This window comes from Desulforegulaceae bacterium (assembly GCA_034006035.1).
Taxonomy (GTDB): domain Bacteria; phylum Desulfobacterota; class Desulfobacteria; order Desulfobacterales; family JACKCP01; genus JACKCP01.
The window spans coordinates 96,050-109,463 of sequence record JAVETN010000005.1; the positions used below are offsets into that span (position 1 = coordinate 96,050).

8 protein-coding genes are annotated in these 13,414 nt (G+C 29.4%); 6 read left to right on the forward strand and 2 right to left on the reverse strand.

Annotation, left to right across the window (positions count from 1 at the left end):
• The first annotated feature begins 273 nt into the window (after positions 1-273).
• From RBR53_05685 to RBR53_05700, 4 genes are read left to right on the forward strand one after another with little or no spacing between them, the layout of a single operon-like run.
• On the forward strand, positions 274-1,032 hold the full coding sequence (locus RBR53_05685) for a lysophospholipid acyltransferase family protein (protein MDY0132142.1): 759 nt from the start codon (positions 274-276) through the stop codon (positions 1,030-1,032).
• A complete protein-coding gene (recC, locus tag RBR53_05690; protein ID MDY0132143.1) occupies positions 1,019-4,291 on the forward strand; it encodes an exodeoxyribonuclease V subunit gamma in 3,273 nt (1,090 codons plus the stop codon). Before RBR53_05685 ends, recC begins: the two co-directional genes overlap by 14 nt.
• Positions 4,292-4,298: 7 nt before the next feature.
• Complete coding sequence (recB, locus tag RBR53_05695) at positions 4,299-7,805, forward strand: exodeoxyribonuclease V subunit beta (protein MDY0132144.1); 3,507 nt, start codon at positions 4,299-4,301, stop codon at positions 7,803-7,805.
• A gap of 1 nt (position 7,806) precedes the next feature.
• Entirely contained in the window at positions 7,807-8,394 is a 588-nt protein-coding gene (locus tag RBR53_05700; protein MDY0132145.1) for a hypothetical protein, read from the forward strand.
• A 6-nt stretch (positions 8,395-8,400) separates the two neighbouring features.
• Here the strand turns inward: RBR53_05700 and RBR53_05705 are convergent, their stop codons facing one another.
• Complete coding sequence (locus RBR53_05705) at positions 8,401-8,940, reverse strand: DUF3334 family protein (GenBank protein ID MDY0132146.1); 540 nt, start codon at positions 8,938-8,940, stop codon at positions 8,401-8,403.
• A 57-nt stretch (positions 8,941-8,997) separates the two neighbouring features.
• Between RBR53_05705 and recD the strand changes: the two genes are divergently transcribed.
• A complete protein-coding gene (gene recD / locus RBR53_05710; GenBank protein ID MDY0132147.1) occupies positions 8,998-10,842 on the forward strand; it encodes an exodeoxyribonuclease V subunit alpha in 1,845 nt (614 codons plus the stop codon).
• Between the two features lie 63 nt (positions 10,843-10,905).
• Positions 10,906-11,850 (forward strand): alpha/beta hydrolase, encoded by a 945-nt coding sequence (locus RBR53_05715; protein ID MDY0132148.1) that lies wholly within the window; start codon positions 10,906-10,908, stop codon positions 11,848-11,850.
• 79 nt (positions 11,851-11,929) lie between these two features.
• On the opposite strand, the gene RBR53_05720 is transcribed toward RBR53_05715, so the two are convergent.
• On the reverse strand, positions 11,930-13,402 hold the full coding sequence (locus RBR53_05720) for a leucyl aminopeptidase (protein ID MDY0132149.1): 1,473 nt from the start codon (positions 13,400-13,402) through the stop codon (positions 11,930-11,932).
• Between the last annotated feature and the right edge of the window lie 12 nt (positions 13,403-13,414).

Sequence of the window (13,414 nt, forward strand, 5' to 3'; positions counted from 1 at the left end):
GAAAATCTCATTTAATAGTTAACTTAAAGAAAAGGTTGTTTTATTATTTTTAGATAATCATCACCTGTGCCTGATAAAATAAGTATTTATCATTCAAGGATAATAAAGACAATCAAGAATAAATTTAGACAAATTAAGGGTTTTAGCAAAGACTTTTTAAATATCAGGATTTGTTTTATTGTGTTATTTAAAAATTAAAGTTGAATAAAAACGTTTAACTTTATATCAAATATAAGATTTGAAAATTGTTTAATTTTAGAAAAGGAGTAAAAAATGGGAGAAAAAATAGCAGCAGCTTTTTTTTTCATAATTGTAGGGTTTAGTTCAATCTTTTTTTTCACAGGAGCTCTTATTTTAAGAATAGTAACCAGGCTTTTTGATCCAAAACTAAGAATTTTGCACCTTTATACCTGTTTTTGGGCAAGTGTTTATATATGGATGATGAAGTGCTGGAAATATGAAGTAAGAGGAAAAACTAACATAAAAAGAAATAAAACCTATGTGATTGTTTCAAATCATCAGTCCCAGCTTGACATTCTTCTTGCATTTACAAGTTTCTTTCATTTTAAGTGGGTGTCAAAAATTGAAATCTTTAATTTTCCTCTTGTAGGGTGGAATATGAGACTTAACAATTATATTCAACTAAAAAGAGGAGATAAAAAAAGTATTGAAGAAATGATGGAGGTGGCAGAAAAAACTTTAAAATCAGGAAGCTCTGTTTTCTTTTTTCCTGAAGGCACCAGATCAGAAACAGGGGTTTTAAGGCCTTTTAAACCCGGAGCTTTTATTCTTGCAAAAAAACTCAAGCTTCCCATTCTTCCCATTACAATAAACGGCACAATTAATGCCCTTCCCAAATACAGTATAGATTATCACGGGGTTCATCATATGGTAATGGAAATTTTAGAGCCCATTGAATATGAAGTTTTTAAAGATATGGAAGTTGATGAATTATCAGAATATGTAAGACAGATCATAGCAAAAAGAGTAACAGCCCACTTAGCTGGCGGATATTTGAATGAAAAACTTTAATCTTTGTTTTTCAAACAAAATTGAAGTTTTACTTGAAAGACTTGGTAAGTCTTTAGAAAAGCCAGAAGGCGGTGTTTTTGAACCTGAAATAATTGTAGTTCAAAGCAAGGGAATGGAAAAATACCTTTCCCTTAAGCTTTGTGAAAATCTTGGAATCTTATCCAATGTTTTATTTTTATATCCAAATTCCCTGATTGAATATTGCCTTGAAAAGACAGGGTTTTTAGAAAATTCATCTTTTAAACCGGGTGCTGAAGCTTATACCTGGACAATAATGGATTTGATTTATCAGTTTAAAGATGAGGAAAACTTTAAGGAAGTTTTAAATTATATAAAAACTTTGGATGGAAAAATAAGTATAGAAAAGCTTTATCAGTTTTCTTCAAAAGTTTCCCGTCTTTTTATGGAATATCAGATATTTAGACCAAAATGGATTTTATCATGGGAAGAAGATGAGACTAAAGCAGGATGGCAGTCTTTTTTATGGAACAGACTATGTAAAACCCTTGGTTTGAATTACCCTTTAAAGCAAATCAACAATCTTTTTGAAAAGTTTGATACAGAAAAGGAGGTTTTAAATAATCTACCCAAAAAAATTTCAGTTTTTGGAATTTTTTCACTTCCCCAGATTTACCTTGAAACCCTGAATTTTTTTTCACAAAACTCAGAAATTAACCTTTATCTTTTAAATCCATGTCTGGATTATTGGGGTGAGATTTTACCTAAAAGCACAATTGATAATTTACAAAAGAAATCTAAAGGAACAGAGCTTTACCTTGAATATGGCAATTCTCTTCTTGCTTCTTTTGGTAAAACAGGGAAGGTTTTTTATGAAACAATTAATGATTATCCAATAAATAAAATTGATGAAACTTATATCCCGCCCAAGGAAACCTCGCTTTTATCATCTATTCAGAATTCAATTCTAAATCTTTTTGATTATTCAGATACCAGTAAAAAAAATATAAGCTTAAATGACAACTCCATTAGAATTCATTCATGTCATGGTCCCATGAGGGAGATGGAAGTTTTAAAGGATAATATTTTATATATTCTTGATACAGATAAAAACATTCAGCTTTCAGATATAATTGTAATGATTCCTGATATTGAAAAATATTCTCCATATATAAAATCAGTTTTTGGAAGATCAAATGATAATTATAAACTAACTTTTTCCATAGCAGACAGATCCTTTAAATCTGAAAATAAAGGGCTTGATTCTTTTTTAAAACTCGCAGGAATATTTACCACAAGATTTGAAGCTTCAGTTGTTATAGATCTTTTGGAAGATAAATTTATTCATCAAAAATTTGGATTAAATGAAGAAGAAGTTGAAAAAATAAAACAATGGGCCTTGAAATTAAATATATCCTGGGGCCTTGATGAGGATTTTAAGGAAAATTTTAATCTTTCTTCTGAAATTTCAGGAACCTGGAAAAAAGGCATTGATCTTATTTGTCTTGGTCATGCATTAAATCCTGATGATTTGGTTTTTTTCAACAACCTTTTACCTGTTTTTGAACTTGATACTTCTGAGCAGGAAACAGCATCAGGGCTTATGGAGTTTTATTATAAGCTTAAAAAATACAGTAAAAAAATTATTGGTAAAAAACATTTGGCAGCTGAGTGGGCAGATATTTTTTTAAATATTTGCGATGATTTTTTATATTTTGAAAAAACAAATGAGTTTGACTTTATAAATCTTAAAAAAATTTTTACAGATTTAAAAGAAGAAGCAATTTATTCACAAACCAGTTTGAAAATTCCTTTTATAGTGATCTATCAAAGAATAGAACAAATTGCTTTATCAGCTTCTTCTGGTTATGGTTTTTTGGATGGAAGACTTACTTTTTGTGCCATGCTTCCAATGCGAAGCATTCCTTTTAAAATGATTTGTGTTTGCGGGTTAAATCAGGGAGATTTTCCAAGAAATTATTATCCTCCAAATTTTGATCTAATGGGAAAAAACAGACAAAAAGGAGATCGTCATATAAGGGATGATGATAGATATCTTTTTTTGGAAACCATAATTTCAGCAAGAAATTACCTTTATTTAAGTTACACAGGAAAAGATCAGGAAACAGATTCAATAATTCCCCCTTCTCCCATTTTATCAGAGCTAATTGATTATATAGAAGATAATTTTATTTCCCCAGAAAATATAATAGAGCAGATTACAAGAAACCACCAGGCTTCTTCATTTTCTTCATCGTATTTTTCTTTTGATAATTCAGGAGAAGCTGATTTAAGTGGCTCTTTGTTTTCCTATTCAAAAAGATTAATGGAACTTTCAAAAGACATTAATTTGGAAAAGCCTGAAAGCTTTGTTTTTATTGATCAGCCGTTAAAAAAAGATGAAAAGTCTGAAAGTGAATTTCTAGATTTAAATTCTTTTATAAGTTTTTTTAAAAATCCCCAGAAGTTTTATTTAAAATTCAATTCCATAGAAACAGAGCAGAGCTTTGATTTTTTTGAAGACAGGGAAGCTTTTAATCCTGGAAATCTTTTTGAATATATTATTTCAAATGATCTCCTTGAAATGTTTTTAACAGGAAAAGATGAAGAAATTTCTAAAAAAATTTTTAAAAGCCAAAATAAACTCCCCTATGGTAAAACAGGTGAAGTTTTTTACAATAAACTTAAAGAGGATATTTTTTTCTTTTTAAACAAACTTGAAAATTATCTTGAAAAACCAGAAAAAGTTTCCTTGTCTTTAATTAGTGATAAACTCAAAATTAAAGGAAACTTAAGTCTTTACAATGGAAAAATCATTCTTTTCAGATATGGAAGAATAAACCCTAAGAATTTAATAGAGCTTTGGCTAAAACATGTTCTTGCACTTTACAGTGAAATAGCCCAATTTAAAAATTTGTCAATTTTTGCAGGCAGTGAGAAATCTGCTTTTATAAAAAGCAAATTTGAAAATCTTGAAAAGGATCGGGTCTATATAGAAGAACTTGGTAAACTTTTTGAAAAAGGCTGTGTTAGTCCCTTAAATTTTGATCCTGATCTTTCATTTAGTTATGTAAAAGGAATTCAAAACTCAGTTAAAAAAGATTTTTCAAAAATTACAGATGAAATACGGGAAATAAATTTATCAAAGGTAAAAAATGAAATTAGTTCAGCAAATTCTTTTAAGGATTATTCCCTTATTGAAAAAAATTTCAGGGGAAAAGATTTTTTTGACGATAAGTTTATTGAAATTTCAGAAAAATTTTTTCTTCCAATCTTTAAAAGTTTAAATGAGGTAAACTAAGGTTTATATGAAAGTTTTTGATCCTTTTGAAACAAATATAAAAAATTCTACAACCCTTATAGAAGCAAGTGCAGGAACAGGAAAAACCTATACAATAACTTCCCTTATTCTAAGACTTGTACTTGAAAAAGACCTTTCAATAAAAGAAATTCTTGTTGTTACTTTTACTGAAGCAGCAGCCCTGGAATTAAAGGACAGAATTTTAAAAAGACTTAGAGAAACCCTTAAAGGATTTGAAAGTTTAATTAAAGATAAAAAAGAAAATATTAAAGATCCTTTTATTTTAAAGCTTGTAGATTCATACCCTGATCCAAAAGAGGGAATGGTTAAAATATCTTCTGCAATAAGAGATTTTGATCTTTCCTGTATTTTTACAATTCATGGGTTTTGCTATAAAGTTCTTTCAGAATATGCCTTTGAAACAAAAAACTTTTTTGAATCTGAAATTTTGGGTGATGAATCTGTGCTTATTGGAAAAAGTGCTGATGATTTTTATAGAAACTATATTGATTCTTCAGATTCCAATAAATCCCGTTTTCTTTTTTTAAATAATTTAGGCCCTGATTATATAGCTGATTTGGTAAAAAAATATATGTCTTATCCAGAGCTTAAAATTATTGCTAAAAAGCCTTCTGATAATCTTAATGAAATTAATGATGAATTTTTTCAATGTGAAAAAGAAGCTGGGCAAATTTGGGAAACTGAGCAGTCTAAAATAAGGGAAATTTTAACTGATTCAGATATTTTTAAAAAAACAATCAGTGGAAACTTTGAAGAAAGAAAAGAATATCTTGATAAAGTTTTTGAATCGAAAAAAAATTTAAGTTCTGTTTACACCAAGGAAAAAATAAACAGAAAAAACAATCCTTTTATGTATTTTAAGTGGACTGAAGTAGAAAAAGGAGCAAAAAAAGGAAAAGAAGCTCCTTTTCATATTTTTTTTGAAAAATGCGAAGAACTCCACAATAAAGCTTTAGAGCTAGAAGAAGAAACTTTAAAGTTTCTTTCATTATTTAAAAAAACAGGATTTAAAGAAACCTTAAAAATTCTTTCCAATTTAAAAGATGAGCAAAAAGTTCTTGGGTTTGGAGATTTTTTGTTTAAGGTTAAGTATTCAATTGAAAATGACAATCAAGATGTTTTTAAAAACACTTTGAGGACAAGATATAAATCAGCTCTTATTGACGAATTTCAAGACACTGATCTTGTTCAGTATGAAATTTTTAAAAAAGTATTTAAAGGCTATTGTCCTCTTTTTTTTATTGGGGATCCTAAACAGGCAATTTACAGATTCAGGGGAGCAGATATTTATGCCTACCTTAATGCTAGAAAAGATGCAGATCATATTTTCACCCTTAATAAAAACTATAGATCTTCAATTCAGGCAGTAAATTCAGTAAATAATGTTTTTTCATTCTCAGCCAATCCTTTTTGCATTGAGGAAATTAATTATTTTGAAATCGGGGCTGTAAAACCTGAATCTGATTCAATTTTTGAAGAAGAAAAGCCTTCAGGAGGAATGGAGTTTGTTTTGATGTCTGAAAAAACAGGCACAAATCAAACTCAAAAAGAAAATTTTATTTTAAAATATATTGTTTCTGAAATTACAAATATTTTATCCAGGTCTCAAAATAAAAAAATAAAAATTGAAGATAAAGAAATTAAACTTTCAGATATTGCTATCCTGGTAAGGGATAATAAGTTTGGAAGGAAAGTAAGGAAATATCTTGAAGAAAACAATCTTCCTTCTGTACTTACCAGTGAAGAATCTGTTTTTGATACAGAAGAAGCCCAAAATATTCTTGAATTTTTAGACTGTGCTGAAAATCCGGCAAATGATCGAAAAATAAAAAAAGTTCTTACAGGAGGACTTTTTTTAATGCCTGCTTCCAAATTGAATAAAGTTCTTGAAGACGAATCAAAATGGGCAGAAATTTTAGATAGATTTAAAAATTTCAATAGATTATGGACAGAGTTTTCCGTAATGGAAATGCTTGATTGTCTTTTTTATGAACATAATATTTTAAATATTCAGGCAAAGCTTGTTTCAGGTGAAAGAAGAATAACCAACTTAATCCATATTTTTGAAATTCTTCATGAAGAGGAAGTGAAAAACAGGCATGGGAAAAAATCTCTTGTAAACTGGTTTGCTGAAAAAGTTTTGAACAACACCAGTTTTTCAAAGGAATATCAGCTCAGAATGGAAAGCGATAAAAAAAAGCTTAAAATTATGACTGTTCATAAAAGTAAAGGCCTTGAGTTTCCCATAGTTTTTTGTGGTTTTCTACCTAAAAATGTCAGGGTTAAAAATGAATTTGGAATTTTATACCATGATGAAGAAACAAAAGAGCTTATTCTTGATTTTAACTCAGGAATAGATGAGAAGCCCGGGTATCTTTTAAAGGAAGAAAGTATTGCTGAGGATTTAAGGGTTTTTTATGTAGCAGTTACAAGAGCAAAATATAAAACTTATATATTTCTTGATGAAGATAAGAAAAAAACCGACACTTATGCTACCAGACTTTTTAAAAATGAAGATGGAAATCTTTTTTCTGCAATAGAAAATATTTCAAAAACCTCTAAAGGATCAATAAATTTTAAAATTTATGATTCCTCTGAAAGTTTAAAAACTTATGATTATCTTCCCTTTAAAGAAAACCTGGAATTTAAAAACTGTGTGTTTAAAAAGGAATTAAAAAAAAGCTTCCAGATTTCATCTTTTTCACTTGTGTCTTTAAATAAGGAAAAAGATGATGAAAGATTTGATTCATTCAGTGATGAAAAATTTGAAATCCCTGTGGAAAATCAGGATGAGTTTAATATTTTTAATTTTCCCAAAGGTGCTTTTTCAGGAATATTTTTTCATTCCATTTTTGAGGATTTAAATTTTTGTGCATTAGACGATGAAATTGAAGAGTTGGTGAAACTCAAGCTTGAGAAATTTGGATTTGATAATCAATGGCTTTCCTGTGTTTGTGAAATGGTAAGAAATGTTTTAAATAAAGAATTAAAAAAAGGCCTTTTTTTAAAAAACATAAATAAGAATCAAAAAATTACTGAGCTTGAATTTTATTATCCCTTAAAAGAAAAAGAAATTAATTTTTTTTTAAGAAATCTTTGTTTACTTGATTTGAATGAAGAATTTAAAAAAAGGCTTGAAAACATTACTGCCAATGAATCCAAGGGCTTTATGAAAGGATTTATAGATCTTGTTTTTGAGCATGACAGCAAGTTTTATATTCTTGATTGGAAATCAAATCATCTGGGGTTTTTATACAAAGATTATAAAAATGAAAATCTTTTTAAAGAGATTTGCAACAGCCTTTATTTTCTTCAGTATTATATTTATTCTTATGCCCTGGATAAATATCTTAAATACCGGCTTGGAAAAAACTACTCATTTGAAAAAAATTTTGGAGGAGTTTATTATCTTTTTTTAAGGGGGATAGATTCTTCTGAAAACACAACCGGTGTTTTTTATGATTTGCCTTTGTTACCATCAACTGAGGTTTAAGATGAAACTAAAATATTTTTTTATTTTTGTCCTTGTTTTTGTTTTTTTTTCAGGCTGTTCATGGAAAACAAATAGTTTTAGAACTGATGAGGTTTTTAAAAAAGAATTTCTTATTACCGATAATCAGCCTTTAAATCTTTGTGTTAAAAAAGACTCCCATGTTTTATTGAAAAATTCTGATTTTTCAGTTGAATATCTAAGCCCTTTTGTTGTTTCTTCAATTGATTCTCAATGTGTTCCAGAAATTATCTGGGTTTTTAAGATAAAATCTTTTTACGGGTTTTATCCGAAAAAAGTTCAAATTTCAGAGGTTAATTATGGCTGTTTTAAAAAACCTTTAATAATTGATCAGAATTTAGTTTTTAAAAAAAGATTAATAAATTTAAGAACCAATGGAACTCTTGCTGTTTCTGACACGAACAAGTGGCTTTTTAATAATAAAGATGAGTTTTTGGTTTTTAAAATAGAAATGTTTGAAAATAAGAATAAAAGCTCTTTGCTTTATCAGCCCTTTTTTTTGTCTTTAGAGGAAAAAAAGAGATATTTAAGGGCAGTAACTAAAATTAAATCAAACAAAAACTGCCCGTAAAAGTATTTATAAATTGGTTTTTATAAATTCAGTTTGTTCCAAGGCAATTTCAATTAAAAAAGGTTTGCCATTTATTTTGAATACAAGTCTTCTGTGAATTTGGTACTCACAATCTATTATAAGGGTAATTGCACTGTTTAAGGCAAGAGCTTTGGGCTGTCCGCAAAAAGATGAAAGGTCATATTTGTCTTCTATAGTTCTCATGAGAAGACCCATGATTTGGTTTGTGATTTCTCCTATACTGTCTGCCACCTCGCTTGAGGTAAAGTCTTTTGCAAGTTCATCTTCTGGCATTCCCATTGTTTTCATATAAGAGGTGTAAACTTCCATGGCAGCCGCCTCAGTAAGATTAATTACAACAAGTCCGTTGTAATTGCCTGTAAACTGGACAAAGCATCCAATGTCGGGAGTCATGGTAACCTTTGGGATTTTTTGAAATGTTTTTGAGTATTCAACTTTTTGTTTTGTGCTTGTTTCTATTATATGTTTTGTAGCTTTGCAAAGAAGGGTTGCAATTTTATCTATTGTTTGCGGCTCGTTGTTCATGGTATTGTAGACCTTTCAAATCAATTAATATAAATTTAAAATACATAAAGATATAACATGAAAATAAAGGAATTAACAAATCAAGATTTTCACCATGAACTTTTTCAAGACTTTAAAGAAGAATACGGTTTTAGTTTTTTAGATTTTTATTTTTCCCAATTTTTAATGGAAAAAGAGGATGATAAGAGTTTTATTTCAGCCTTTTTTCTTATGTACTTGAGCATGGAAACAAGAAAAGGAAATATTTGCATTGATTTAAATTCTGATCCTAAACTTTTTAAGTTCGTAAAAAACTACAATATTTCCATTGATCAATTTAAAAATGAAATTATAGCCTGCGAAGCTGTAGGTAAAGACAGCAGCAAGTCCCCTATTGTATATGAAAATGATTTTTTTTATTTAAACAGGTATTATAACTATGAAAATTTTTTTTCAAAATTTATAATCTCAAGGGCTTTAAATAAAAACTATGATAAAAAAACAATTTCAAAACTTAATCAGATAATTCCAAAATATTTTAAAGACTCCAAATTAAATCCAGACTGGCAGATGTTTGCTGCTCTTACAGCATGCTTTTCCCAGTTTTGTGCTGTTTCAGGAGGGCCGGGCACAGGTAAAACCACAGTTATAGTAAAAATAATTGCAGTGATTTTTGAACTTTGGTATCCAAAGATTCCTGAAATAATTTTGTGTGCACCCACTGGAAAAGCTGCTTCAAGACTTGTTGAAGCAATTAACAATACAATCTCCTCCATAAATTTAAATGAAGAAATTAAAAAAAATTTCCCCTCAAAAGCATCTACCATTCACAGACTTCTTGGTTTTTCATCAAAAACAAACAGATTTGTATTCAATAAAAATAACAGGCTTAAAGCTGATGTAGTAATTGTTGATGAAGCTTCAATGATAGATATGAAGCTAATGGCCAATCTTTGCGAAGCACTTGAAGATCATTCAAAACTTATTCTTTTAGGTGATAGATTTCAGCTTGCTTCTGTTTCTCCTGGTTCTGTGTTTGGTGATATTTGTAAAAGAGGAGAAAAAACAGGGTGCTCAAATAAATACATTGAGGTATTAAAAAATTTTTTTGATGAAAAAGGCTTAAGTCAAATCCCTTGTTCAGATGATGGCAAAATTTCAGATTCCATAGTTGAGCTTAAAAAAAGTTATAGATTTGATAAAAAAAGTGGAATTGGCAAACTGGCAGAAGCTGTTAAAAATATGGATACTCAAAAATGTTTTGATATTTTTGATTCAGGTTTTAATGATATTGAATTTATTGAAACAAAAAACTATTCAGATTTTAAAACCAGGATTCTTGGTTTTGCAGACAAATATTATAAAAGACTTGGTTTAGTTAAAGACCCTGAGCTGGCTTTTAAATATTTTTCAGAGTTTATGATTTTATCTCCCTTAAATGACAATGAGTATGGAGTTTCAGGGCTTAATTTGATAATTGAAAATCTTTTTACAAATAAAAAAAGTTTGGAAGAAAAACTTTGGTACAATGGAAAACCTGTAATTATAACAAAAAATGATTATATAAATAATCTTTTTAATGGGGACACAGGGATTTGTTTAGAAGATCGAAACGGTGAAAACAAGGTTTTTTTCCAATCTTCTGATTTGGCTTATAAAACTTTTCACCCTCTTAGATTAAATAATTGCCAAAGTGTTTTTTCAATGACTATTCATAAAAGCCAGGGCTCTGAGTTTGACAATGTTTTAATTGTTCTTCCAGAATATGAAACAAGTGTTTTGTCAAGGGAGCTTATTTATACTGCTGTAACAAGGGCTAGAAAAAAGGTTTATTTTTTGGGCAAAAAGTCTATTTTCCAAACTAGTATAAAAAGGTCTGTTTCAAGAAGTTCAGGTCTTTATTCAAGACTTTGGAAAAAATGATTTAAATCTATGAAATGTTTAATTTAGGTTTTAGTTAATTGGGGTTTATATTTGGAGAAAAAAATGATTTTTTTAAGAAAAACAGTAGCATTTTTTATAATTGTTTTAATTTTATCAGGGTGTTCAAAAGCTAAGGTTTATGATTCTTCAATTGAAAGATTAAGGAAAAATTCAGATCTTGAAGTTGAAACAATAAAGCTGGCAAATGGTGAAATTTCCTATCTTAATAATTTTGGATTTAAAGACCCTGAAAGCAATCAGGATTATCTTATAATGATTCATGGGTTTGGTTCAAACAAAGATACCTGGCTCAATTTTTCAAAAGAGCTGACAAAAAAATTTAAAATTATTGTTTTGGATCTTCCTGGCCATGGAGAAAGTTTTTCAGAACTGTCCAATGAATATACAATTAAAAATCAGGTGGAATGGTTAAAAGATTTTTTAACTTCACTTGAAATTGAAAAAGCACATTTAATCGGCAGCTCAATGGGTGGAGCAATTGCCTTAAAATTTACAAGTAAATATCCTTTAAAAGTTAATTCTCTTACCTTAATTAACAGTGCAGGAATTTATAAAACAGAAACCAAGTTTACCAAAAGTCTTGAAAAAGGTAAAAATTTACTTGTGGTTGAAAATAAAAAAGAATTTAAAGAATTAATGGATTTGGTAATGGAAAATCAGCCATATATTCCATCTATGTTTTTTAAGGTTTTAACCGAAAGAAAAATCAAACGGAAAGCAATTGACCAAAAAATATTTGATGACATGTCCAAGGATCTGATTGATTTGTCAGGTAATGTAGAAAAAATAAAAACTCCAACTTTAATTTTGTGGGGAGAAAAAGATCAGGTGCTTCATCTTGATAATGCCTATGAATTTAAAAATAGAATTAAAACAAGCAGTCTTGTTGTTTTTGAAGATACCGGACATCTTCCAATGATGGAAGTTCCCAAAAAGACTGCTTCTGCATTTGTGGGTTTTGTTTCTGGAAGCTCAATTGGCAACTGACTTTTTGTTTTAATTGATAAATTGTTTGATTGTAAGTTTTGCTTCTAAAATGTTTTTTGGAAGCAAAACTTTACTTAAATTATCTGCTTAAAATATATTCAGCAATAAGTCTTACTCCAAACCCTGTTCCGCCTTTGTTTGTATAATAATTTGCTTCCTGGCTAAAGGCAGGGCCTGCAATATCAAGATGAACAAAATCTGTTTTTTCTACAAATTCTTTTAAAAAAAGAGCTGCTGTAATTGCTCCTCCGTATCTGCCTCCACCTATGTTTTTAAGGTCTGCAACATCACTTTTTAATCTTTTTCCATATTCTTTAAAAACAGGAAGCATCCAGCAGGGTTCATTTATTTCCTGTCCTTTTTTTACAATTTCTTCACCAATTTTTTCATTATCTGTAAAAACTCCAGCAATTTTGTCGCCCAAAGCCACCATACATGCACCTGTAAGTGTTGCAGCATCAATTATAAGGTCTGGATTAAAAAGTTTTTCAGTATATGAAAGTGCATCAGCAAGAAGAAGTCTTCCTTCAGCATCTGTATTTAACACTTCAATTGTTTTTCCTGAATAGGATTTTAAAACATCACCTGGTCTATAGGCATCTCCTGAAACCATGTTTTCAGCTATTGGAACAACAACAATTATTTTTTTGTTTATTCCAAGTTTAGCCAGAGCAGCAGCAGCTCCTGTAACAGCGGCAGCTCCCCCCATGTCAAGTTTCATATCTTCCATTCCAGATGGCGGCTTAAGATCAAGACCTCCTGAGTCAAATGTTATGCCTTTTCCCACAAGGGCAATTGTTTCATCATAATCTTTAGGAGTATATTCCATTATTACAAGATATGCCCCTTCAGTACTTCCCTTTGCAACTCCTAAGTGGGAATTAAATCCAAGTTCTTCAAGTTTTTCATTATCAAGTACTTTTGTTTGAAGTCCTGATTTTGATGCAAAATCAACTAAAAGATTTTTAAGTTGTTCAGGTCTTTTGTCCATTGGAGGAGTTGAAACAATATTTCTTGCAAAAAATACACAGGAACATATTTTTTCTGATTTTTGTGCAATGTTTTTAAATTGCTCAAAGTTTTCATCCAAAACAGGAATTTTTATTTCCTTTAAAGGAGAATCTTCTTTTTTGGATTTGTATTCATTGAAATTGTAATTTGAAAGATAGGCTCCTTCACATAAAGCTTTAAAAACATCTTTTTTGTCTAGGTCTGTTTTTTGTGTTTCAGGGATTATAAGATCAAGAGATGAAGCCTTTAATGAGATTGCCTTTTTTACAGCATTGGAAGCAAATTTTCTAAAGGATTCAATGGAAAGTTTTTCTTTTTTTCCAAGCCCGCATAAAATAATTTTTTTGGCGTTTATGTTTTCAGGTGAATAAAAAACAATAGATTTGTCTTCCTGGCCTTTAAACTCTTCAAGATCCCTTGCTTTTTGTTCCCAAGGATAATATTTTTTATCCCCTGAAAATTCATTGATGTTTTCACTTACAGCAATTGCTGTAACTTCAGAACCAGAGTCAAGTTCAGAAAATTTAATAATTTTAATCATTTATCTCTCCGC